This window comes from Streptomyces sp. NBC_00435 (assembly GCF_036014235.1).
Classification (GTDB): Bacteria; Actinomycetota; Actinomycetes; order Streptomycetales; family Streptomycetaceae; genus Streptomyces.
In genome coordinates this window covers 3469423-3492246 of sequence record NZ_CP107924.1, presented here as the reverse complement: position 1 = coordinate 3492246, position 22824 = coordinate 3469423, and the positions used below count along the sequence as shown (strand labels likewise).

General features: G+C 71.0%; 19 protein-coding genes. 15 read left to right on the top strand and 4 right to left on the bottom strand.

The window, feature by feature from the left end; translation table 11 throughout:
• Positions 1 to 21: 21 nt before the first annotated feature.
• From OG389_RS15895 to OG389_RS15885, 3 genes are all read left to right on the top strand, one after another.
• Positions 22 to 342: a hypothetical protein gene (locus tag OG389_RS15895; RefSeq protein ID WP_328299139.1), complete on the top strand. Its 321-nt coding sequence runs from the start codon at positions 22 to 24 to the stop codon at positions 340 to 342.
• A gap of 14 nt (positions 343 to 356) precedes the next feature.
• Entirely contained in the window at positions 357 to 2450 is a 2094-nt protein-coding gene (locus OG389_RS15890) for a SpoIIE family protein phosphatase (protein WP_328303825.1), read from the top strand.
• Between the two features lie 79 nt (positions 2451 to 2529).
• On the top strand, positions 2530 to 2697 hold the full coding sequence (locus OG389_RS15885; protein ID WP_328299138.1) for a hypothetical protein: 168 nt from the start codon (positions 2530 to 2532) through the stop codon (positions 2695 to 2697).
• A gap of 119 nt (positions 2698 to 2816) precedes the next feature.
• Here the strand turns inward: OG389_RS15885 and OG389_RS15880 are convergent, their stop codons facing one another.
• Positions 2817 to 3263 (bottom strand): DUF6299 family protein, encoded by a 447-nt coding sequence (locus OG389_RS15880; protein ID WP_328299137.1) that lies wholly within the window; start codon positions 3261 to 3263, stop codon positions 2817 to 2819.
• 180 nt (positions 3264 to 3443) lie between these two features.
• Between OG389_RS15880 and OG389_RS15875 the strand changes: the two genes are divergently transcribed.
• Together OG389_RS15875 and OG389_RS15870 are read left to right on the top strand one after the other, a co-directional pair.
• Positions 3444 to 4070, top strand: a complete 627-nt coding sequence (locus OG389_RS15875) for a DUF4352 domain-containing protein (RefSeq protein WP_328299136.1) — start codon at positions 3444 to 3446, stop codon at positions 4068 to 4070.
• A 57-nt stretch (positions 4071 to 4127) separates the two neighbouring features.
• Complete coding sequence (locus OG389_RS15870; protein ID WP_328299135.1) at positions 4128 to 4622, top strand: DUF5949 family protein; 495 nt, start codon at positions 4128 to 4130, stop codon at positions 4620 to 4622.
• 144 nt (positions 4623 to 4766) lie between these two features.
• Here OG389_RS15870 and OG389_RS15865 read toward each other — a convergent pair whose 3' ends face one another.
• The 3 genes from OG389_RS15865 to OG389_RS15855 all read right to left on the bottom strand — a co-directional run bounded on the left by OG389_RS15865 (position 4767) and on the right by OG389_RS15855 (position 8066).
• On the bottom strand, positions 4767 to 6014 hold the full coding sequence (locus OG389_RS15865) for a cytochrome P450 (RefSeq protein WP_328299134.1): 1248 nt from the start codon (positions 6012 to 6014) through the stop codon (positions 4767 to 4769).
• Between the two features lie 125 nt (positions 6015 to 6139).
• Positions 6140 to 7312 carry a low temperature requirement protein A gene (locus OG389_RS15860; RefSeq protein WP_328299133.1) on the bottom strand — a complete coding sequence of 391 codons (1173 nt, stop codon included), beginning with the start codon at positions 7310 to 7312 and terminating at the stop codon, positions 6140 to 6142.
• Between the two features lie 28 nt (positions 7313 to 7340).
• Positions 7341 to 8066, bottom strand: a complete 726-nt coding sequence (locus OG389_RS15855; RefSeq protein ID WP_328299132.1) for a sirohydrochlorin chelatase — start codon at positions 8064 to 8066, stop codon at positions 7341 to 7343.
• A 272-nt stretch (positions 8067 to 8338) separates the two neighbouring features.
• Between OG389_RS15855 and nirB the strand changes: the two genes are divergently transcribed.
• The 10 genes from nirB to OG389_RS15805 all read left to right on the top strand — a co-directional run bounded on the left by nirB (position 8339) and on the right by OG389_RS15805 (position 22822).
• A complete protein-coding gene (nirB, locus tag OG389_RS15850; protein ID WP_328299131.1) occupies positions 8339 to 11122 on the top strand; it encodes a nitrite reductase large subunit NirB in 2784 nt (927 codons plus the stop codon).
• A gap of 162 nt (positions 11123 to 11284) precedes the next feature.
• On the top strand, positions 11285 to 12706 hold the full coding sequence (locus tag OG389_RS15845) for an MFS transporter (protein WP_328299130.1): 1422 nt from the start codon (positions 11285 to 11287) through the stop codon (positions 12704 to 12706).
• A gap of 219 nt (positions 12707 to 12925) precedes the next feature.
• A complete protein-coding gene (locus OG389_RS15840; RefSeq protein ID WP_328299129.1) occupies positions 12926 to 14230 on the top strand; it encodes an anaerobic C4-dicarboxylate transporter family protein in 1305 nt (434 codons plus the stop codon).
• Positions 14231 to 14458: 228 nt separating this feature from the next.
• A complete protein-coding gene (gene pflB / locus OG389_RS15835; RefSeq protein WP_328299128.1) occupies positions 14459 to 16729 on the top strand; it encodes a formate C-acetyltransferase in 2271 nt (756 codons plus the stop codon).
• 109 nt (positions 16730 to 16838) lie between these two features.
• On the top strand, positions 16839 to 17666 hold the full coding sequence (pflA, locus tag OG389_RS15830) for a pyruvate formate-lyase-activating protein (protein ID WP_328299127.1): 828 nt from the start codon (positions 16839 to 16841) through the stop codon (positions 17664 to 17666).
• A 95-nt stretch (positions 17667 to 17761) separates the two neighbouring features.
• Positions 17762 to 18856, top strand: coding sequence for an MFS transporter (locus tag OG389_RS15825; protein WP_328299126.1), 1095 nt, complete (start codon positions 17762 to 17764; stop codon positions 18854 to 18856).
• A complete protein-coding gene (locus tag OG389_RS15820) occupies positions 18853 to 21183 on the top strand; it encodes a molybdopterin oxidoreductase family protein (RefSeq protein ID WP_328299125.1) in 2331 nt (776 codons plus the stop codon). The genes OG389_RS15825 and OG389_RS15820 overlap by 4 nt, the downstream gene beginning before the upstream one ends.
• A gap of 6 nt (positions 21184 to 21189) precedes the next feature.
• Positions 21190 to 21789 (top strand): 4Fe-4S dicluster domain-containing protein, encoded by a 600-nt coding sequence (locus OG389_RS15815; RefSeq protein WP_328299124.1) that lies wholly within the window; start codon positions 21190 to 21192, stop codon positions 21787 to 21789.
• The gene (locus OG389_RS15810; protein ID WP_328299123.1) at positions 21786 to 22457 is read left to right on the top strand and encodes a QcrA and Rieske domain-containing protein; all 672 of its coding nucleotides are present in this window, start codon (positions 21786 to 21788) and stop codon (positions 22455 to 22457) included. Before OG389_RS15815 ends, OG389_RS15810 begins: the two co-directional genes overlap by 4 nt.
• Positions 22454 to 22822, top strand: coding sequence for a DUF6755 family protein (locus OG389_RS15805; protein ID WP_328299122.1), 369 nt, complete (start codon positions 22454 to 22456; stop codon positions 22820 to 22822). Before OG389_RS15810 ends, OG389_RS15805 begins: the two co-directional genes overlap by 4 nt.
• Positions 22823 to 22824 lie beyond the last annotated feature (2 nt).

Sequence of the window (22824 nt, the reverse complement as noted above, 5' to 3'; positions counted from 1 at the left end):
CACGAGGTGAGAGGTGTCGCGATGGGCGCTGAGCGAGCACAGGGCCGCGGCTGGGTGAGGATTCCCGCCAGCCGCACCGAACAGCCCGCCACGCCGAGGGCGGCGCCCCGGTACCCGCAGGCCCCGTCCGGGAGCGGACCGTACCCGCAGGCCCAGTACTCGCAGGCCCAGTACCCGCAGGCCGCGTACCCGCGGACCCAGTACCCGCAGGCCGCCTACGACCCCTCGATGATCTACCTCTCCCTCGTCAAGCGCTGGCAGGAGGCCGGACGCACCCTTCCGGGGCATCCTGACGAGGAGTGGGAGCGGCTCATTTCCCAGCCGTGCTGGCCCGGCCGTTAGGTGGTGTGAGTCTCGTGGCAGCGGCGGAGCGACGTGACAAGAGGCCGGAGAGCCCCGGTAGCCCCCTCACCGGGCCGGGTGAGCGGCTCGCGCTCAACGGCATGGGCAGCTTCGAGTGGGACCTCACCGCGGACACCCTGGCGCTGGACGAGGCCGGGATGACGGTCTTCGACCTGGACCCGGAGGTGTTCGACGGCACCCCCGAGGGGCTCGGGCTGCGGGTGCCGGTCGATGACTCCGCGCGGCTGCGGGACACCGTGCTGGCCGCCCTGGACGACGGGGAGCAGACGTACGGCCAGTACTTCACGGTGCAGCGGCGCGACGGCCGCGACCAGTGGACGCACACCCAGGGCCGGATCGTGCGGGACGCGGAGGGCACCCCGGTGCGGATCCTCGGCATCGTCCGGGACGCGACGGCCGAGCTCGCCCACCTCACGGTGCTGCGCAAGCTGGAGTCGGCGCGGGCCCAGCAGGCGACCATCGTGCAGCGCACCACGGAGGCCCTGTCGCGGGCGGTGACGGTCGACGACGTGACGGCCACGCTGACGGGCGCCGGCGCGCTGGAACGGCTCGGCGCGGACGGACTGGCGCTGGGGCTGGTCGAGGGCGGGCACATCAAGATCATCGCGCTGAGCGGGGAGTCCCTGGAGATCCTCAGCGAGCGCAAGTTCACCCGGCTCGACGGCTCGCTGCCGCTGTCGCAGGCGGTGCTCAGCAGGAAGGCACGTTTCGTCACCTCGCTGACGGAGCTGGCGCAGGAGTTCCCGCCGCTCGCCGACTACCTGAACCGCATCCAGTACGACGCGGCCGCCTACCTGCCGCTGATCGCGCAGGCCGAGGCCATCGGCGGGCTGGTGATGTTCTACCGCCGGCGCACCGACTTCAGCCCCGAGGAGCGCAACCTCTGCCTGGGCCTGGCGGGCATCGTCGCCCAGTCGCTCCAGCGGGCGCTCCTCTTCGACCAGGAGCGCGAGTTCGCCACCATGCTCCAGGCGGCCATGCTGCCGCGCCGGATCCCCGAGATCACCGGCGGGGAGATCGCCGTCCGCTACCACTCGGCCTGGAGCGGGCGCGAGGTCGGCGGGGACTGGTACGACGTGATCGCGCTGCCCCGCGACCGAGTCGGCATCGTCGTGGGCGACGTACAGGGCCACGACACGCACGCCGCCGCCATCATGGGCCAGCTGCGCATCGCCCTGCGGGCGTACGCGGGCGAGGGTCATCCCCCGTCCACCGTGCTGGCACGCGCCTCGCGCTTCCTGGCCGAGCTGGACACCGAACGCTTCGCGACCTGCATGTACGCGCAGGTGGACCTGGAGACCGGCGGGGTACGGGCGGTCCGCGCGGGCCACCTCGGACCACTGATCCGGCACACCGACGGGCGAACCGGCTGGCCCAAGGTGCGCGGCGGTCTGCCGCTCGGGCTGGCCACGGTCTTCGAGCAGGAGGAGTTCCCCGAGACCCGCCTCGACCTGGTCCCCGGCGAAACCCTCGTGCTGTGCACCGACGGCCTCGTGGAGGAGCCCGGCACCGAGATCACCCAGGGCATGGAGGCCCTCGCCCGCGCGGTCCGCACCGGCCCGCAGGAGGCCGGGGCGCTCGCCGACCACCTCTCGGACCGGCTGTGGGAGCGCTGGGGCTCAGGCGACGACGTGGCCCTGCTCGTGCTGCGCAGGGCCCCCGACCCGGGCACCCACCGGGCTCCGCGCATCCACCAGTACGTCCACCAGGCGGACCCGGAAGGCCTCTCGGAGGCCCGCTACGCCCTGCGGCACGCGCTGCGCGACTGGGGCATGCCGGAGCTCGCCGACGACGTGGAGCTGGCGGCGGGAGAGCTGCTGGTCAACGCCCTGCTGCACACCGACGGCGGAGCGGTGCTGACCATGGAGGTGCTGCCGGAGCCGGTCCGGCGGATCCGGCTGTGGGTCAAGGACCGCTCCAGCGTGTGGCCGCGCCGGCGGACCCCGGGGGAGTCGGCGACCACGGGGCGCGGGCTGCTGCTGGTGGACGCACTGGCCACGCACTGGGGCGTGGAGTCCCGGGGCGACGGCAAGGCGGTGTGGTGCGAGTTCGACGCGGCGGGCAGTGCGGCTCGGAGCGCACCGTGACCGGATGCTCACTCCGAGTTGTGGGGCGTGCGGGGTGGGGCGATGATGCGGCCATGGAACGGAATTCGCGGATCCCGCAGTGCGCCGCCTGAACAGGCGTGCGGTGACGGGCGCCCTGGCGGTGCTGCTGCTCGTGGCCGGGGTGCCGAAGGTGGTGGACTGGACGACCGGGCGCCCGCACTCGGACCCGGGGTGCCAGACGGTGGCCTTCATGTCGATGACGGGCGTCGCGCCCGAATGCCGCTGACGCTGATACTGCCGTGCCGTGCCGTGCCGTGCCGCTGATGCTGCCGTGCCGCTGACGCCCGGGCCGCGGTAGCGGCGGCTACCGGACGGGGCGTCCTCGCGCACGTGGTGTGGTGGTGGCTACTGGTCCCGGTGGTCGATCACCGTGACGGGGTGGAAGTCCTCGGCGACCGTGTCGATCGACCGGGGCAGCAGTCCGCCGCCGAAGTGGATCTCCTGGAGCTCGGCCCTGGCCAGTGCCTCGCCGGCGTGCAGGGTCGGGGTGAACCGGAGCGTGCCGTGCGCCTCCCAGTCGTGCTCGGTGCCGTCGCAGGTCGCGTCACCGCCGCCGATGCTCAGGCGGATGTCCTCCTGCTGGACGGTCGCCTTGATCTGAACCGCTCCGGAGGGTGACGGCGCGGTGCAGTGGTAGGACCCGAAAAGGTGGATCGTGCCGTCCTCGGCGATGTGGGCATCGGGTGATACGTAAATGCCATTTCCGTAGGGCGCGGCATTCGCCGGGGCGGTGAATACCGCTGCGGCACCGAGAGCGGCGAGTGCTGCCAGAGCCATGCGGGGGCCGGACACGGCCATCGTTCCTCCTGTTGGGCGAGGGTTGCAAGGGGTTGCGGAAATCCGCCGGAACGCATTGTGCTGGCATATGGAGGTCAATGCGTTCCGTGCGCTCGTGTCGGTGTGTGCAATTGCCGGCTCGGGCGCGTGAGACTGGCTGGAATACATCCCCGAAGATCCCCGAAGGGATCCCGCATGCGTCACTCCGTTCCCTCGTCCGCGCTCGTCGCCACCGCCCTCGTCCCCCTCCTCCTGTTCGGTGCCACGGCCTGTTCCGGCGCCCCCGAAGGGGCTGCGCTCGCCCCCGCCGCGGCACCCGCCGTACCGGTCGACGACGGTGCGCCGGGCGTGGGGGACGACCCCGGGGCCGAGCGGGAGGGGGCGGAGGGTGCGGCGCGGCCGGCTTCGAAGGATGCCCATGTGGGTGACTCCGTACGGGTCAAGGGTCGAGAGGTCGGCCGTCACCTCCAGGTGGTGCTGGGCGCCTACGTGGACCCGGCGGTCAGCGTCGACAAGAACTTCGCCCCGGCGGCCGGCAAGCGCTGGGTGGCCGCCTCGATGTCGTTCGTCAACGTCGGCGGGGCCTCGTACGGGGCCCTCGGGCGCATGTGGGCGCTCGACAGCGCGGGACAGCGCCACGCGGTGGTGCCCACGGGGGAACTCACGACCGGCAAACCGCTCGTCTTCGATTCCCTGGCCGTCGGTGAGCGGGCCGAAGGATGGGTGGTGTTCGAAATTCCGGAAAACGCGCGCATTGTGCGGCTCCAGTACCAGGACGCGAACATGCAGGCGAATTCCGGAGGTGGATTCTGGGCGGTCTAGCCCGGCCGGGTGAAACCGCGTCAAAGGGCCGGGTCACGGACCACTAAGGTGCGGCGCATGACTTCTACCCAAGCCGAACTCGACCGCTCCAAGCTCGGCACCCTTTCGGTGCTCGCCTGGATCGGCGACCCCGACGAGGCCCACGACATTCCCTACCTGCTCGCCTACATCCTCGGGGACGGGCCCGACGGACCCGAGGCGAGCGAGGCGGCCGCCCGCGGGCTGCTGGAGGAGATCGGGCTGCCGATCGGCGACGTGGTGATGGACGGCGTGCGCAACCCGGCCGCCTTCCCGGTGCAGATCCTGCTCGAGGGCAACCAGATCGCGCTGACCCTGCCGGGCATGAACGCCCGGTGCACCGCCCCGCCGGAGTGGGTCAAGGCGGCGGACGACAGCGGGCAGGCGTACTTCCTCTTCGCCACGCGCGCCTGGCCCGAGGCGGTCCCCGGCCGGCCGGTCGAGGCGGAGACGCTGCAGGCGTTCGCGGGTGACGCCGAGGTGCTCAACCACAGTGCCCACGCCGTCCTCGCGGTGCGGCGCCTGCAGCGGTAGCCGGCCCGCGCACACGCGACGGCCACTGCTCCGGCCGCCGGGCTCCCAGCCTGCCCGGTGGCCGGTCCGTCGTTTCCGGGCCGGGGCCTCGCTCCAAGGGCCGGGTCGTCTCCCGCTCCCGGGCCGGGCCGTCTACGCTCCCGGCTAGGGCTGTTCGAAGGCGAAGCGCAGCGAGCGGACCCGGTTGTCGAAGCTGGACCCGGCCAGGTCCGGCAGGCCGACCGCACGCAGCCCCACCGGGCGGGTCAGGAGCTCGCGGAAGAGCGCCTTCATCTCCACCCTCGCCAGGTGGGCGCCCAGGCAGAAGTGCGGTCCGCCGCCGCCGAATCCCAGGTGGGGGTTGGGGGAGCGGGTGATGTCGAAGGTGTCCGGGTCGGGGAAGACGGCCTCGTCGCGGTTGGCGGAGGCGTAGTACAGGACCACCTTGTCGCCGGGGACGAACGTGTGGCCGCCCAGGGTGTGTTCGGCGACGACCGTCCGGCGGAACTGGATGATCGGCGTGGAGTGGCGGATCATCTCGTCCACCGCGCCGTCCGCGTACTTCTCGAAGTCCGCCAGGAGCAGGTCGCGTTGGTCCGGGTGGTCGGTCAGCAGGGTCAGTCCGTGCGTGATGGCGTTGCGCGTGGTCTCCACCCCGGCAACCATCAGCAGCGAGAAGAACGCGCCGAGTTGACGGGCGCCGAGGGCCTGGCCGTCCACGTTGGCGCACACCAGCGCCGAGATCAGGTCGTCCGCCGGGTTCTTGCGCCGGTCCCGCCCGATTCCCGCCACCATCCGCTGCATCCGGGCCAGTGCCCGCAGCCCGCGGCCTGGCATCCGCAGCCGGGATGCCAGGCCGCGCTCCACGCCGATGTGCTCGGAGGCGTGGTTGACCCGGTCGGCGATCTCGGCGCGGTAGCGCTCCGGGATGCCCATCATGTTGCAGATGACCTCGAGGGGCAGCCGGGAGGCCACCGCCGAGACGAACTCGTCGGGCCGCTGGTCCAGTACGTCGTCCACGATGCGGGCCGCCACCGCGTGGATGTCCTCCTCGGCCGCCGCCAGCAGCCGGGGTGTGAAGGCCCGCTGCACGATCTTGCGCAGCTGCGCGTGGTCGGCGCCGTCCAGGTTGACCATCGAGTCCCCGAACAGCGACCGCACCCACCGGGCCGGCTCGGGCGTCGTCACCCCGGGCGCGCTGGCGAAGACCTTGGGGAGCCGGCTCGCCTCCTGCACGTCCGCGTGGCGCACGAGGGCCCAGTGCCCGGTCCCCTCGGGGACGAACACGGGGGAGTCCAGGGCCCGCAGGCGGGCGAAGGCGGCCAGGCGGTGGGCGGGGGGCGCCTGCCAGAAGGCCGGGTCGGCCAGTTCCCTGCCGGGGTCCTGGCCGGGTCGTTGTGCGGGGAGCGTCATGGCCGTGCCTCCAGTTGCTGCGCGTCGTCCTGCGGTGGAGAACGGTGGCGGGGGCGCGGGAGTGACGGTCCGGCACGGTGCCGATGCGGGGGCCGGGTCCGGGGCCGGTACCCGACCCCCGCGCCTCAGGCTCCGGCGGGGCCGGGCTCGGCGCCGCGTACGGCCAGGATCGTGCCGACCGCCACCGTCGCCGTCGCGACCAGCCCCGCGTACAGGACGGCGTACGTGCCCGTCCACGAGCAGGCCAGCACCACGAGGGCGGAGACCGGCAGGGTCAGCTGCTGGGCGAGGCCCCGCTTGAAGTGGCGGGAGTGCAGCAGCCAGACCATCAGCAGGAAGATCGCGGTCGGGACGGTGACGGCGGCGTTCGCGGCGAGCTGCGAGATGTGCGCCTTCCCGACCGAGTGCTCGACCGCGACCTCGATGCCCGCGCCGATCGCCGCGCCCGAGCCGAAGATCAGCACGTGTCCGTAACCCCACGGGATCGCCTCCCGGTTGGAGGTCAGCCGCTCGTGCATCGGCACCGCGAAGTAGATCCACCAGGCGGCGAAGACGATCAGCAGCCCGCCGGCGGCGATGGGCAGCAGTTCGCCCAGGGCCTCGTGCTCGTCCAGCGCCGACTTCACGGCCACCGTGCTCGCCGCGATCGTCTCGCCCAGCACGATGATCGTGAACAGTCCGTACCGCTCCACGATGTGGTGGGCGTGCCACGGAGTCTCGTGACCGTACTCGGCCAGCACCGGAACCAGCAGCTCCGCGGCGGCCACGATCAGGAAAAGCCAGCGCTTGCTGCCGTTGGGGGCGAACAGCAGCGCCACCCAGCCGGCCTGGCAGACGACCAGCCCGGCCGCGTACTTCAGGGCCGCCGTCCGGGCCGTGCCGGTCTCGCCGAACGCGGCCCGCAGCCACTGGGCGGTGAGCCCGACGCGCATGATCAGGTAGCCGATGACGGCCACCGTCCAGTCGTTCTGGTCGAACGCCCGGCCCACGCCCGCCGCGTAGACGAGCACGCCGGCGATCTGGACGAGCGTCGCGATTCGGTACGGCACGTCGTCGCAGTCGTACGCGGAGGCGAACCACGTGAAGTTCATCCACGCCCACCACACGCCGAAGAAGACGAAGCAGTAGCCGATCACGCCGGTGCCGGGGTGCCCCTCGGCCAGGGCGTGCACCAGCCGCGCTCCGGCCTGCGCCACGGCGACGACGAAGCAGAGGTCGAAGAAGAGCTCCAGCGGGGTCGCGGCGCGGTGGCCCTCGTCCCGGCTGCGGGCGGTCATGGGTACGTAAGCCAGAGCCATACCGCCCAGGACAGCAGTCCTACGAGGTTCAGCAGGCGAGGCGCGCGGCCCTCAGTGCCCGTGTGCCCCGGGCGGACTCGTACCTGCGCAGGACGAGCCGGGCCAGGTGCGGGTGGTCGGCCAGTGGCTCCGAGACCGTCCAGGCGCCCGAGCCGTTCAGGGCGCGCGAGAAGCGGCCCGGGGCCAGCAGGTGCGCCGCCACCGCGATCCGGCGGTACCCGGCGGCCTGGAGCGAGGCCAGGGCTTGGGGAACCGCCGGCCCGGCGGAGGTGAGGTACGCCGGGACCACCGGGACGGGGTCGGCGCCCTCGCCGTCGAACTCCAGCAGGGCGGCCAGGTGCGCCGCGCAGGCCCGCGTACCGGCGTTGCCGCCCGGGCGGGAGGAGCCGGCGCCGGCCACCACCACCGCGTCGGCCCGGGTGTACGGGCCGCGGCGGCGCTCTGCGTCGCGCAGGCGGCTGTGCAGGGCGCGGGCGATGTCGCGCTCCCCGCTGAGGCCCTCGGTGAGCACGCAGCCGGTGCCCTCCAGGACGGCGGGTATGTCGACGCTCCGGTGGAAGCCGTCCCCGAGGAGCAGTGGGACGACCACCGCGCCCGGATGCTCCCGTACGACGTCGGCGAGCGAGGGGCGCTGCACGTCGAGGTGGCCGACCCGCGCGTGGACCCCGCTGAGGGCCTCGACGGCGGCGGTGAGCCGGTCGATGGTCGCGGTGGCCTCCGGGACCGCGCTGCCGTGGACGGCGATGACGAGCATGTGGCCTGCCTCCCTGATCCGCCCCCGCGTCCCCCTCCCACGCTAGGCGCGGCGGGGGCCCGCGGGAGCCTGGCCAAGGGCCCTCGCCGCAGGCCGGAGGTCCTGTGTGGAAAAGGTCCCTCTCCCTGCCCCGAGGGGCCCTTTTCGGTCGTCGCGGGCCGGGGGGCGGACCTACCGTCGAAGGGTCGGAATACATGTACGCGTGACGTTTTGGCCCGGCTGTCTCGACCGCCCCCGGACCGCGCGGCACAGGGACACACGGAGTGAGATCCATGGGGCAGACGCTGGTTGTCATCGGCCACGGCATGGTGGGACACCGCCTGCTCGAGGCGCTCGCCGAGCGCGACGCGCTCGCCGACCCGACCCGCCCCGAACGCGGCGGCTGGCAGGTCACCGTCCTCGCGGAGGAGCAGCGCCCCGCCTACGACCGCGTGCACCTGTCCGCGGCCTTCACCGGCTCCACCGGCGAGGAACTGTCCCTGGTCGGGCCCGGCTTCCTGGAGAAGTACGGCATCGACCTGCGCCTGGGTGCCCCGGCCGAACTGATCGACACCACCGCCCGTACGGTCACCGCCCGCTCCGGCGGGGTGTTCGGCTACGACGCCCTGGTACTGGCGACCGGCTCCTACCCCTTCGTCCCGCCGATCGACGGCGCCGACGCCGAGGGCTGTTTCACGTACCGCACGCTCGAGGACGTCGCGGCCATGTCGGCGTACGCCGCGGACACCGAGGTCCGGACCGGTGTGGTCATCGGCGGCGGGCTCCTCGGCCTGGAGGCGGCCGGCGCGCTGCGCACGCTCGGACTGGCCACGCACGTCGTGGAGTTCGCGCCCCGGCTGATGCCGCTGCAGGTGGACGACGGTGGCGCGGCGGCCCTGCGGGCCACCATCGAATCCATGGGCGTCGCCGTGCACACGGGCGTCGGTGCGGCCGGGGTGCAGATGCATCCCGACGGGCGGGCGCAGGCGCTGCGGCTGACCAGCGGCGAGGAGATCGGCTCCGACATCGTCGTCTTCTCGGCCGGTGTACGGCCGCGCGACCGGCTGGCCCGCGAGTGCGGCCTGGCCGTCGGCGACCGCGGCGGTGTCGTCGTGGACGCCCACTGCCGCACCAGCGACCCGTACGTCTACGCGGTCGGCGAGTGCGCGCAGACCGTCGACGGGAAGGTGTACGGGCTGGTCGCGCCCGGCTACCAGATGGCCGAGACCGTCGCCGAGGCCCTCGCGGGGGCCGGCGAGCTGACCTTCACCGGGGCCGACACCTCCACCAAGCTCAAGCTGATGGGCGCCGACGTGGCCTCCTTCGGTGACCCCTTCGCCCGTGAGGGTCGCGACGGCGCCGTCTCGGTGGTCTTCTCCGACGCCCGCGAGGGCGTCTACAAGAAGCTGCTGCTCGGCCCCGACGGTGCACTGCTCGGCGGCATCCTGGTCGGCGACGCGGAGGCCTACGGCTCGCTGAAGCCGCACGCGGGCCGGCAGCTGCCGGCCCCGGCGGAGGCCTTCATCCTCCCGTCGACCGAAGGCGTGGCACTGCCCGGCGCGGACGCGATGCCCGACGACGCGGTGGTGTGCAGCTGCCACAACGTCACCAAGGCACAGGTGCGCGAGGCGGTGGTCGCGGAATCCCTCACCGACATCGGCGGCATCAAGAAGTGCACCAAGGCGGGCACGGGCTGCGGCGGCTGCATCGGCACGCTGCAAGCGGTTCTGGACGCCGAACTGGACGCGGCCGGCATCGAGAAGGCCAGAGGCCTGTGCGAGCACTTCACCCTGACCCGGGCGGAGATCTACGAGAAGATCCGCGCCGAGCGCATCCGCAGCTTCAGCGAGCTGCTGGAGACCCACGGCGAGGGCGGCGAGGGCTGCGCCGTCTGCAAGCCGGTCGTCGCCAACGTGCTCGGCACCCTCGCCCCCGACCTGGGCCTCGGGCACATCCTGGCGGGCGAGCAGGCGGCCCTGCAGGACTCCAACGACCTCTTCCTCGCCAACCTCCAGAAGGACGGCACCTACTCGGTCGTCCCGCGCGTCGCCGGCGGCGAGATCACCGCCGAGCAGGTCATCGCGCTGGGCGAGGTGGCCCGGGACTACGGCCTCTACACGAAGATCACCGGCGCCCAGCGCATCGGCCTCTTCGGAGTCCGCAAGGAGCAGCTGCCCGACATCTGGCGGCGGCTCGGCGGCGCCGGCTTCGAGTCCGGGCAGGCGTACGGGAAATCCCTGCGCGCGGTCAAGTCGTGCGTGGGCGCCCGCTTCTGCCGCTTCGGACAGGGCGACTCGATCCAGCTCGCCATCGACCTGGAGCTGCGCTACCGGGGGCTGCGCACCCCGCACAAGTTCAAGGGCGGCGTCTCGGGCTGCCTGCGCGAGTGCGCGGAGGCGCGGGGCAAGGACATCGGCGTCATCGCCACCGCCAACGGTTGGAACCTGTACGTCAGCGGCAACGGCGGAGCGACCCCGCGCCACGCCGACCTGCTGGCCTCGGACCTGGACACCGCCGAACTCTTCGCGCTGATCGACCGGTTCCTCATGTACTACATCCGCACCGGCGAGCGCCTGGAGCGGACGGCCGCCTGGCTCGAGCGGCTCGGTGGCAGCACGGTGGGCCTGGACCACCTGAGTGCCGTCCTGATCGAGGACTCGCTCGGCATCTGCGCGGAGCTGGAGGCGCAGATGGAGCGCCACGTGAGCGCGTACGAGGACGAGTGGGCCGCGGTCCTGGAGGACCCGGCGGCGCTGGAGCGCTTCGGGAGCGTGGACTTCGGGGCGACCGCGGGCCAGTCGCCGGCGGAGTCCCTGGAGCCGGGCCGCGGCCGCACGGCGGTACTGCCGGACGGCACGGAGGCCGCGGTGTTCAAGGACCGCGCGGGCGAGGTCTACGCCGTGGGCAACCGGGACCCCTTCTCGGGCGCCGATGTGATCGCCAACGGCATCATGGGCTCGCGCCACGGGGTGCCCGTCGTGGCCTCGCCGATGCACAAGCAGGTCTTCGACCTGCGGACCGGCGTCTGCCTCGACGACCCCGAGGTGTCCCTGCCGCTGGTGGACCTCAAGGCTTAAGGCTCCGCGGGCGCCGTACCAACGCACTGTGGGCGATGGGACCTTGTCCTGTCGCCCACACGACGTTCTCCCCTGATGCCGGGCGCCCCTGTCGTCGGACCCTAAGAAGGTCAGGACTCCTCTTCTCATTTTCTCAACCCCTCCGAACGTTCAGGACATGCCATGAGTTCCGCCAAGCAGGACGTGCGAACGGCACCCAGCCGAGTCCAAGAGCCCGATCCGGCGCAGTACCGCCCCGGTCGCACGATCACGGAGTGGATGCCGGAGGACCCGTCCTTCTGGCGGTCCACCGGTAAGAAGGTCGCCACCCGCAACCTGTGGATCGCGGTGCCGGCCCTGCTGGTCGCCTTCGTGGTCTGGCAGGTCTGGAGCATCACGGCGACCAACCTCAAGGACGTCGGCTTCGGCTTCTCCCAGTCGCAGCTGTTCTGGCTGACCGCGGTCCCCGGCATCACGGGCGGTACCGCCCGCATCCTCTACACCTTCATCGGCCCGATGATCGGCCAGCGCCGCTTCACGGCGGTCTCCACCGTCGTGCTGATCGTGCCGCTGCTGTGGCTGGGCTTCGCGGTGCAGAACCCCGACACCTCCTACGGCACGATGGTCGCCATCGCCGCGCTCTGCGGCATCGGCGGCGCCAACTTCTCCTCCTCCCTGGCCAACATCGGCTTCTTCTACCCGAAGCAGGAGAAGGGCAACGCGACCGGGATCAACGGCGGCCTGGGCAACCTGGGCGTCTCCGTGGTCCAGCTGCTCACCCCGATCCTGATCACCTCCTCGGTCCTGGCGATCGGCGCGGGCCAGAAGAAGACCAACGGCTCGGAGATCTATCTCCAGAACGCCGCGTTCGTCTGGGTCCCCGTCCTGATCGTCCTCGCGGCCATCGCCTGGTTCGGCCAGAACGACCTGAAGGTCGCCTCCACCCCCTTCAGCCAGCAGAAGATCATCTTCAAGCGCAAGCACAACTGGCTGATGACCTGGCTCTACGTCGGCACCTTCGGCTCCTTCATCGGTTTCGCGGCGGCCCTCCCGCTGCTCATCAAGACGACCTTCCCGGCGTACTCCGTGGCCACCTACGCCTGGATGGGCCCGGCGCTCGGCGCGCTGGCGCGCTGGGCCGGTGGCTGGATCGCCGACAAGTTCGGCGGGGCCCGGGTGACGATCCTGTCCTTCGTGGGCATGGGCGCGTCGATCATCGGCGTGATCACCTTCCTGCCGGCGGGTGCCGACCACGGTTCCTTCTACGGGTTCTTCTTCTGCTTCCTGTCGGCGTTCTTCTTCTCGGGCATCGGCAACGGCTCGACCTTCCGTCAGATCCCGGTCATCTTCCGGGGCCAGCACCTCGCGGGCCTGACGGAGGGCACCCCGCAGTACGCGAAGGCGCTGAAGCAGGCCGAGATCGAGTCGGGCGCGGTGACCGGTTTCACCGCGGCCATCGCCGCCTACGGCTTCTTCTTCATCCCGGCGATGTTCGCCAACTTCGCCGTGACCAGCGCGATGTGGGGCTTCGTCGCCTTCTACGCCAGCTGCGTCGTGGTGGCCTGGTGGTTCTACGCCCGCAAGGGCGCGGAGGCTCCCAGCTAGTCGGGAGTGGTGGCCCTGCCGGCCCGGGTGGATGCGGGGCCGCTGCGCGAGCGGAACCCGCACCCGCCCGGGCTCCCTGGGGGCTGCGCCCCAGACCCGGCCGTGGGCGCCGGCCGTGCCCGCCCGCGGCGCCGTTGCCGGGGGCCAGCCCCCGGACCCCCGCTCCTCAAACGCCGGAGGGGCTGGATTAGCCGATCGGAAGTCAACGCAGTGCTCGGCATGTTCCTGCAGCTCGCCGTCATGGTGGCGGCCATCGCACTCGGGTCCCGGAAGGGTGGGGTGGCCATGGGGCTCTGGGGGGCCGTCGGGGTGTTCGTGCTCGCCACGTTCTTCGGGGTGACACCCGCCGACACCTCCGGCATCGTCGACGTCATGCTGATCATCCTCGCGGTGATCATGGCCGCCGCGGCGATGGAGGCCGCCGGGGGCATCGACTTCCTCGTGGGGCTCGCCGAGAAGGCGATCCGCCGCAAGCCCAGCCGTGTCGTCTACGTGGCACCCCTCGTCTCATGGGCCTTCACCCTGGGCGCCGGCACCGCCCACGTCTTCTACCCCCTGCTCCCGGTGATCCACGACGTGGCCCGCGAAGGCGGTGTCCGCCCGGAGCGGCCCATCGCCGTCTCCTCCATCGCGGCCACCTTCGGTATCACCGCCTCGCCCGTCTCCGCCGCCATGGCGGCCATGATCGTGATGTTCGACGGGGACGGCTGGAACCTGCCCCGGATCATGGCCGTCGCCGTGCCGGCCACCCTGCTGGGCGTGCTCGTCGCGGCCACCGTGCAGTCCCGGATCGGCAAGGAGCTCGGGCAGGACGCCGAGTACCAGCGCCGGCTGGCCGCCGGCGAGATCGAGGCCCCTGCCCCCGCCGAGGCCACCGCGCCGCTGCGGCCGCGGGCGCGCTGGGCGGCGTACCTCTTCCTCGGCGGGACCGCCGCCGTCGTCCTCAGCGGTCTCTTCCCCGCGCTGCGCCCCGGGACGGCCAAGGGGCCGCTCTCGATGCCCGCCACCATCGAGATCCTGATGATGGCCGTGGCCGCGCTGATCCTCCTGCTGTGCAAGGTCGACGCCAAGCGGATACCGGGCACGGACGTGGCCAAGTCCGGGCTCGTCGCCGTCATCGGCGTCTTCGGGCTGTCGTGGCTGGGACTGTCCTTCATCGGCGCCAACGAGGCCCGGATCACCGGTGCGCTCGGCGGGGTCGCGCAGGACCACCCCTGGTTCTTCGCCATCATGCTGCTGCTCCTCTCCGCGCTGCTGTTCAGCCAGGCCACGACCACCAAGGCGCTGATGCCCCTCGGGCTCGCCCTCGGTATCCCGGCCCCCCTCCTCATCGCGATGTGGCCCGCCGTGAACGGCTACTTCCTCCTCCCCACCTACGGCACCTTCATCGCGGCGATCAACTTCGACAGGACCGGCACCACCCGGGTCGGCCGCTTCGTCGTCAACCACTCCTTCATGCTGCCCGGCCTGATCACGACGTGCGTCGCGGTATCCACAGGCTTCGCTCTGGTTCAGATTGTCTGACCGGTCAAGCCTCCAAGGCGGCCCTTTCCAGAATCTTGTGAAAGTTTTCACAAGCGCACGAAGGGCCTTTGGCCTGCTCGAAGTGCCAGGTCAGCTGGGATGCGCGACCCTTGGGGCTGGGGATGAGGGGACTTTCGGGCCCCAGCTCGGGACCAACGCGGCGCCAAATGATCGATCAAAAGGCGTGCAATGGATACAAGCAATGAGGCGACTCGGAAGGTGCGGGCGATGACTGCCACCCCTGCGGAAACCACGAAGAACGGCGAGGCCTGGGAGGGCTTCAAGGGCGGTCTGTGGCGTGACGCCATCGACGTCCGCGACTTCATCCAGCAGAACTACACGCCGTACGAGGGTGACGACACCTTCCTCGCCGGCCCCACCGAGCGCACCACCGCCGTGTGGAAGGCGATCACGGACAAGTTCCCGGAGGAGCGCGAGAAGGGCGTCTACGACGTCGCGTACGACATCCCGTCGACGATCACCGCGCACGCCCCCGGCTACATCGACCGCGACAAGGACCTGATCGTCGGCCTTCAGACGGACGCCCCGCTCAAGCGCGCGATCATGCCCTACGGCGGCTGGCGCATGGTCGCCGGCGCGCTGGAGACCTACGGCTACCCGGTCTCCGACGACCTGGAGAAGGTCTTCACGGAGTACCGCAAGACCCACAACGCCGGTGTCTTCGACGCGTACACCCCCGACATCCGCGCCGCCCGCAAGGCCGGCATCGTGACCGGTCTGCCCGACGCGTACGGCCGCGGCCGCATCATCGGCGACTACCGCCGCGTGGCCCTCTACGGTGTCGACCGCCTCATCGCCTTCAAGAAGGAGGAGAAGGAGGAGATCAACTCCCTCCCCGCGGGCAACCGTTCGCTGGAGGAGACGATCCGCCTGCGCGAGGAGCTCTCCGAGCAGATCCGCGCGCTGGCCGAGCTCAAGACGATGGCCGCCTCCTACGGGTACGACATCTCCGGCCCGGCCAGCACCGGCCGCGAGGCCATCCAGTGGCTGTACTTCGCCTACCTGGCCGCCGTGAAGGAGCAGAACGGCGCGGCGATGTCGCTCGGCCGCACCTCCACCTTCATCGACGTCTACCTCCAGCGCGACATCGAGGCCGGCCTCCTCACCGAGGAGCAGGCCCAGGAACTGGTCGACGACTTCATCATCAAGCTCCGCATCGTCCGCTTCCTGCGCACCCCTGAGTACGACGAGCTCTTCTCGGGCGACCCCACCTGGGTCACCGAGTCGATCGCCGGCATGGGTGAGGACGGCCGTCCGCTGGTCACCAAGACCTCGTTCCGCTACCTCCACACCCTCTACAACCTCGGCCCGGCCCCCGAGCCGAACATGACGGTCTTCTGGTCGCCCCAGCTGCCGCAGGGTTTCAAGGAGTTCTGCGCCCGGGTCTCCATCGACACCTCCTCGGTGCAGTACGAGTCCGACGAGCTGATGCGCCCGCGCTTCGGCGACGACACCGCCATCGCCTGCTGCGTCTCGGCCATGCCGGTCGGCAAGCAGATGCAGTTCTTCGGCGCCCGAGTGAACCTCGCCAAGACCCTGCTCTACGCGATCAACGGCGGCCGTGACGAGAAGTCCGGAGCCCAGGTCGGTCCGTCCACCGGTGCCCTCACCGCCGAGGTGCTGGACTACGACGAGGTCATGGCGAAGTTCGACGAGCAGATGGAGTGGCTCGCCGACACCTACGTCCACGCCCTGAACGTCATCCACTACATGCACGACAAGTACGCGTACGAGCGCATCGAGATGGCGCTCCACGACCGTGACGTGCGCCGCACCATGGCCTGCGGCATCGCCGGCCTCTCGGTCGCCGCCGACTCGCTGGCCGCCATCAAGTACGCCAAGGTCACCGCCCTGCGCGACGAGACCGGCCTCGCCACCGACTACGCCATCGACGGCGAGTACCCGGCGTACGGCAACAACGACGACCGCGTCGACTCGATCGCCGTCTGGCTCGTCGAGGAGTTCATGAGGAAGGTGCGCAAGCACCCCACCTACCGCGACTCCGAGCACACCCAGTCCGTGCTGACCATCACCTCGAACGTCGTCTACGGCAAGAAGACCGGCAACACGCCGGACGGACGCCGCGCCGGCGAGCCGTTCTCCCCGGGAGCCAACCCGATGAACGGCCGCGACACCCACGGCTACGTCACCTCGGCGCTGTCGGTCGCGAAGCTGCCCTACGAGGACGCCGAGGACGGCATCTCGCTGACCAACACCGTCACCCCCGACGGCCTGGGCCGCACCCCGGAGGAGCGGATCAAGAACCTGGCGGGCGTCCTCGACGGCTACATGGCGGTCGACGGCTTCCACATGAACGTGAACGTGCTCAACCGCGACACGCTCATGGACGCCATGGAGCACCCGGAGAACTACCCGCAGCTGACCATCCGCGTCAGCGGTTACGCGGTGAACTTCGTCCGCCTCACGCGCGCTCAGCAGCTGGACGTGCTGAACCGCACCTTCCACGGCTCTCTCTGACCCTCACGGGAGACCCACGAACCGCGCGGCCCGGGGCCGGCCCTCACCCGGCCCCGGGACCGCGCGTCACCAGATCAGCCCACGGAATCTGGAAGCTGGAGCACCTGCCATGACCGTCCTCTTCGGTACGAGCCTTCCCGTCGGCCACGCCAACGCGATCAGCGTGAGCGCCGGCCAGACACCCGCCGCCGCCGCGACCCAGCGGCCGAGCGAGGGCACGGTGCACTCCTGGGACCTGTCCACCGGGGTCGACGGCCCCGGAACCCGGTTCGTGACCTTCCTGTCCGGCTGCCCGCTGACCTGCCTGTACTGCCACAACCCCGACACCATGCGGATGCGCAACGGCAAGCGCACCTCGGCCGACGACGTCATCGCCGAGGCCCGCAAGTACACCAAGTTCATCTCCGCCTCCGGTGGCGGCGCCACCATCTCCGGCGGTGAGCCGCTCCTCCAGCCCGTCTTCGCCGGCGAGCTGCTGCACCGGATGAAGAACGACCTGGGGCTGCACACCGCCCTGGACACCTCCGGCTTCCTCGGGGCCCGCGCCACCGACGCGCTGCTGCGCGACGTGGACCTGGTCCTGCTGGACATCAAGTCCTGGGACCGGGAGACCTACAAGCAGGTCACCGGCCGCCCCCTGGAGCCGACCCTGGACTTCGCCCGTCGCCTCGCCGACCTCGGCAAGGAGGTGCACCTGCGGTTCGTGCTGGTGCCGGGGCTGACCGACGCCCGGGAGAACGTCGAGGGCGTCGCCGCCTTCGCCGGCACCCTGGGGAACGTCTCGCGGGTCGACGTACTGCCCTTCCACAAGCTCGGCGAGAGCAAGTGGGACGCCCTCGACATGAAGTTCACCCTCCACGACACGCCGTCGCCGACGGCCGGGCAGGTCGCCGAGGCGAAGGCGATCTTCGCCGCGCAGGGTCTGACGGCGGTCTGACGGCGGTCCGGAGCCGCCGGAGCAGTCACCCGTACGGCGCACCCATATACCGTACATAACGGGCCGAATCAGTACGGAACACCTAGCGTAGTGCTGTGTCCGAGCCCTCAGATGTCATCGATGCCGCGCCGCCTCCACCGGCGCCCGAGACCTCACCGCCGGTCGGGCGGTCCGTCACCGCACGGGCCACCCTGGCCGGCACCGTCGTCTCGCTCCTGCTCGTCATCGCGATCGTGCTCGGCAGCCGGCTGCTGCGGGACTTCGACTCCGCCCTGCTGCCGTACGCCGTCGCCACCGTCTTCCTGGCCTTCGGCGTGGCCTACCGGTACACGGTCTGGGTCTCGGCCCCCGGTGCGCGCCGTCTCTTCAGGAAGGGCTTCGGCAGCTTCTTCTCGGCCGCCAACTTCCGCAAGGCACCCACCGCCCTGCCGAAGATGATCGCGACGTACCTCGGCTTCCAGAAGTTCCTCGGCGCCCGCTCCCGGCCCCGCTGGATCGCCCACCAGCTCATGTTCTGGGGCTGCCTGCTCGCCGCGGCGATCACCTTCCCGCTGACCTGGGGCTGGTTCACCTTCACCGGCGACAGCGCGGCGGGCCCCGGCTACGAGATGCGGATCTGGGGCATCAAGGTCCTCGGTTTCGACTCCCTGAACATCCTGGGCTGGCTGATGTTCCACGGCCTGGACATCGCCGCCGTCCTCGTCATCCCCGGAGCCTCGTACTTCCTGTGGCGCCGGATGAGGGACCGCGGGGCCATGACCGGCCAGCGCTTCGCCTACGACCTGCTGCCGCTGATCTGCCTGATCGTGATCTCCGTGACCGGGCTGCTGCTGACCTTCTCGTCGATCTTCCTGCACGGAGGCGGGTACGAGTTCCTCGCGATCCTGCACATGGTGTCGGTGGTGTTCACCCTCATCTACATCCCGTTCGGGAAGTTCTTCCACATCGTCCAGCGCCCGGCCGCCGTCGGCATGCAGCTCTTCAAGTACACGTCCCGCCAGGACGAGCAGGTCTTCCTGTGCAAGCGGTGCCAGGAGCCCATCGACACCGCCCCGTACGTGGAGAACCTGCGCGGCACGATGAAGGACCTGAAGCTCGACTTCGACGCCTGGGCCGAGTACTGCCCGCGCTGCAAGCGGGTCCTGCGCGGCAACGCCTACCTGACCCACGTCAAGAAGGGCTTCAAGTGACCGCGACGGACCCCATCAAGGCCGCGTCCCGGCCCGTTCCCGTCTCCATCGACCCGTCCATCGCCCCGCCCGGCACCCGCAATTTCCGTGACGCCGGCGGCATCCCCGCGGACAAGTGGCACGCCGACCAGAACGGCGAGACGCTCGTCCCTACCCACTGCTGCTTCTGCGGCGTGCAGTGCGGGATGTACCTGCGCGTCGACAAGGGCGGCAAGGTCTTCGGCGTCGAGCCCCGCAACCACGACATCAACCGGATGCGGCTGTGCCCCAAGGGGATCAACGCCTACCAGCAGGTCAACCACCCCGACCGGCTGACCGCGCCGCTGATGCGGCGCTCGCGGGACGAGGAGTTCAAGGAGTGCTCCTGGGACGAGGCCCTCGACTTCACCGTCTCGGAGATCCGCCGCATCCAGGAGGCCCACGGCAACGACGCCTTCGGGCTGCTCGGCGGAGCCAGCCTGTTCTCGGAGAAGACCTACCTGGTCGGCAAGTTCGCCCGCGTCGCACTGAAGACCAAGCACGTCGACTACAACGGCCGCCTGTGCATGGTCAGCGCCGCCGGGGCCAACAAGCTCGCCTTCGGCATCGACCGGGCCGGCAACCCCTTCTCCGACATCCTCCTCACCGACTGCCTGCTCATCGCCGGGTCGAACGTGGGGGAGTGCTTCCCCGTGATGACCCAGTACCTGTGGGGCGCGCGCGACCGCGGTGCCTCGCTGATCGTGATCGACCCGCGCGAGACGGCCATCGCCCGCACCGCCGACATCCACGTCGCGCTCAAGCCCGGCACCGACTCGGCCTTCTTCAACGCCGTGCTCAACGTGGTCATCGCCGAAGGGCTCACCGACGAGGCCTACATCGCCGCGAACACCACCGGCTGGGACGAGGTCAAGAAGACCGTCGCCGAGTACCCGCCCTCCCGGTCCGCCGAGATCTGCGGGATCCCGGCCTCGCAGATCGTCCAGGTCGCGCGCGTCTTCGCCGGAGCGGGCAAGGCCATGGCCTGGCACGCCCGGGGCATCGAACACCACTCCCAGGGCGTCGAGAACTGCCTGTCCGTCATCAACCTGTGCGTGGCCACCGGCCACATCGGCAAGCCCGGAGCCGGCTACGGCACCATCACCGGCCAGGGCAACGGCCAGGGCGGCCGCGAGCACGGCCAGAAGTCCGACCTCCTGCCCGGCGGCCGCTCCATCACCAACCCGGAACACCGCCAGCAGATCTGCCAGATCTGGGGCATCGAGGAGTCCGAACTCCCCGGCGCCGGCACCTCCATGATGGAGATGGTCTGGCAGATGCAGCGCAGGGAGATCCGCGGTCTCATCGGCATCTGCAACAACCCATTCGTCTCCCTCCCCAACTACGCGGTGGTCAAGGACGGCTACGACACCGCCGAGTTCCACGCCCAGTTCGACTTCTTCCTCTCCGAGACCGCGGCCAACGCGCACGTGGTCTTCCCCGTCACCACCTGGGCCGAGGACGAGGGCGTGATGGCCAACGCCGAGGCCCGCGTGGTCAAGCACAACAAGGCCCAGGAACCCCCCGCCGGGGTGCGCACCGACACCTGGGTCATCTGCGAGCTCGCCAGGCGGCTCGGCGCCGGGAAGCACTTCGACTTCCCCGGCTCCCGCGAGGTCTTCGAGGAGTTGCGCGTCGCCTCCGCCGGCACGGTCAACGACTACTACGGCATCACCTACGAGCGCCTGGACGAGACCGGCGGGATCGTCTGGCCCTGCCCGTCCACCGAGCACCCCGGTACCCCCCGGCTGTTCGAGGACGGCCGGACCTACCACGCCGACCGCAAGATCCACATGCAGGTCGTGGAATGGCATCCGCCCATGGACGCCTACACCGAGGAGTTCCCCCTCTCCCTCACCACCGGCCGCACCGTCGCGCACTTCCTCTCCGGCAACCAGACCCGCCGCCTGGGCGCCCTCGTCGAGCAGACCCCCCGCCCCTGGGTGGAGGTCCACCCCTCGCACGGCTTCCACAACGGTGACCCGGTACGGGTGGTCACCCGCCGGGGCAGCGAGGTGTTCCCGGCCCTGGTCACCGAGGCCATCCGCCCCGACACCGTCTTCATCCCCTACCACTGGCCCGTCCCGACGGCCGCGAACGCCCTGACCATCGACGCCCTGGACCCCCGCTCGAAGATCCCCGAGTACAAGGTCTGCGCCGCCCGGATCGAGGCCGCGGAGCGGGTCGACGAGGTGCCCGCGCCGCCCACCGCGCCGGGCCACGAGGCGTACCCGGAGGCCCAGGTCTCCCGTACCGACCCCCTGCCCCCCACGTCCCCGCAGGGCCGTGGCACGGCGGAGAGGAGCTGACCCGCCATGATGGGCCGCACGATCTTCATCGACCCGGGTCGCTGCATCGGCTGCCAGGCCTGCGTATCGGCCTGCCGTGAGTGCGATTCGCACCGCGGCAAATCGATGATCCACCTGGACTACACCGAACCCGGCATGTCCGTCGCCTCCCTCCCGAGCGTCTGCATGCACTGCGAGGACCCGGTCGCACCCTGCGCCGAGGTCTGTCCCGCCGACGCGATCCTGGTGACCGCCGACGGCGTGGTCCAGCAGGCCGACACCACCCGCTGCATCGGCTGCTCCAACTGCGTCAACGCCTGCCCCTTCGGCATCCCGAAGATCGACCTCCAGGCGAAGCTGCAGATGAAGTGCAACCTCTGCTACGACCGCACCGCCTACGGCCTCGCCCCCATGTGCGCGACGGTCTGCCCGACCGGTGCCCTCTTCTACGGAACCCTCGAAGAGCTCCAGGCGGAACGCCCCGGGGTCCAGGTCGCCGACTCCTTCGTCTTCGGCGACGTCGTCGTCCAGACCGGCGTTGCCATGGTCGTCCCCGCCGACAAGGTCCAGTGGCCCGTCCCCGGCGGCCTGCCCGTCGTAGAGGTGAATGGAGTGGACGTGCGATGAGCGTCACCGAACAGCCCCCTCCGCACCCAGGGCCGGGTCCGGACGACGGCGCGGCCGCCGATGCCGCGATCGCGCAGCTGCGCGACCGGATCAGCGCCGACTCCCTGACCACCCGCCGCGACTACCTGCGGATCGTCGCCACCGTCTCGGGCGGCCTGGCCATCGGAGGTGTCGGCGTCGCCGCCGGCATCCTGCACCGGCACGGCGACAGCGAGGGCCTGCCCGCGCCCAAGAAGGTCGCCGAACAGCTCGCCCCCGGCCAGTCCGTGGCCTTCCGCTTCCCCGGCGAGGAGGACCGGGCCCTGGCCGTGCGGCTGGGGGACGGCTCCCTCGTGGGCTACTCCGCCGTCTGCACCCACCTGGCCTGCGGGGTGCTGTGGCGCGAGGACCGGGGTCCCGACGGCGAGCTGTACTGCCCGTGCCACGAGGGCGTCTTCAACGCGCGCACCGGCGAGGTCACGGCCGGTCCGCCGCCCCGCCCCCTGCCGAAGGTCTTCCTGACCGAACAGGCCGACGGCAGCGTCTGGGCCGTCGCCACCGCCCGGTCGGGAGAGCAGGCCAAGGACGCGCTCTGCCGGCAGTTCGGTGATTCCCACCCGGTGGAGTCCGCCCGCCTGGGCTGTCCCGGGTCGGTCCGGGCGGCCACCCCCGAGAGGAGGTCGACGTGAGCGACACCCCGCTGCCTCCCCGTCCGGAATACCACCCGGGCAGCGCCGAGCCCAGGCTCAACCGGCCGGTGCGCGAGCGGTACCCCCAGATCCGCTCCACCAGCGGGTACGGGGACCCCCGGGTCCGGCACACGGGCCCGGGCCCGGGCGCCGGCTCCGAGCAGGAGCCGGAGCGCTCCTCGAAGCTCAACGCGCGTCTGGCCCTGGCCCTCACCGTCGTGATCGGACAGCTCTGGGCGCTCACCGTGACCGTCAACGAGTGGATGAAGGGGAACACCGGCACGGCCTGGTGGGGGGCGGGATTCCTGTTCCTGTCCTTCCTCGTCGTGATCGGACTGTGGCTCCTCGACCCGAAGGACCGATGACC

Bases quoted from the DNA above. Each gene is read 5' to 3' on its own strand.
- OG389_RS15895 (WP_328299139.1), top strand. From the start codon at position 22: ATGGGCGCTGAGCGAGCACAGGGCCGCGGCTGGGTGAGGATTCCCGCC.
- OG389_RS15815 (WP_328299124.1), top strand. From the start codon at position 21,190: ATGATGGGCCGCACGATCTTCATCGACCCGGGTCGCTGCATCGGCTGC.
- pflB (WP_328299128.1), top strand. From the start codon at position 14,459: ATGACTGCCACCCCTGCGGAAACCACGAAGAACGGCGAGGCCTGGGAG.
- OG389_RS15810 (WP_328299123.1), top strand. From the start codon at position 21,786: ATGAGCGTCACCGAACAGCCCCCTCCGCACCCAGGGCCGGGTCCGGAC.
- pflA (WP_328299127.1), top strand. From the start codon at position 16,839: ATGACCGTCCTCTTCGGTACGAGCCTTCCCGTCGGCCACGCCAACGCG.
- OG389_RS15865 (WP_328299134.1), bottom strand. From the start codon at position 6,014: ATGACGCTCCCCGCACAACGACCCGGCCAGGACCCCGGCAGGGAACTG.
- OG389_RS15870 (WP_328299135.1), top strand. From the start codon at position 4,128: ATGACTTCTACCCAAGCCGAACTCGACCGCTCCAAGCTCGGCACCCTT.
- OG389_RS15845 (WP_328299130.1), top strand. From the start codon at position 11,285: ATGAGTTCCGCCAAGCAGGACGTGCGAACGGCACCCAGCCGAGTCCAA.
- nirB (WP_328299131.1), top strand. From the start codon at position 8,339: ATGGGGCAGACGCTGGTTGTCATCGGCCACGGCATGGTGGGACACCGC.
- OG389_RS15860 (WP_328299133.1), bottom strand. From the start codon at position 7,312: ATGGCTCTGGCTTACGTACCCATGACCGCCCGCAGCCGGGACGAGGGC.
- OG389_RS15840 (WP_328299129.1), top strand. From the start codon at position 12,926: ATGTTCCTGCAGCTCGCCGTCATGGTGGCGGCCATCGCACTCGGGTCC.
- OG389_RS15855 (WP_328299132.1), bottom strand. From the start codon at position 8,066: ATGCTCGTCATCGCCGTCCACGGCAGCGCGGTCCCGGAGGCCACCGCG.
- OG389_RS15875 (WP_328299136.1), top strand. From the start codon at position 3,444: ATGCGTCACTCCGTTCCCTCGTCCGCGCTCGTCGCCACCGCCCTCGTC.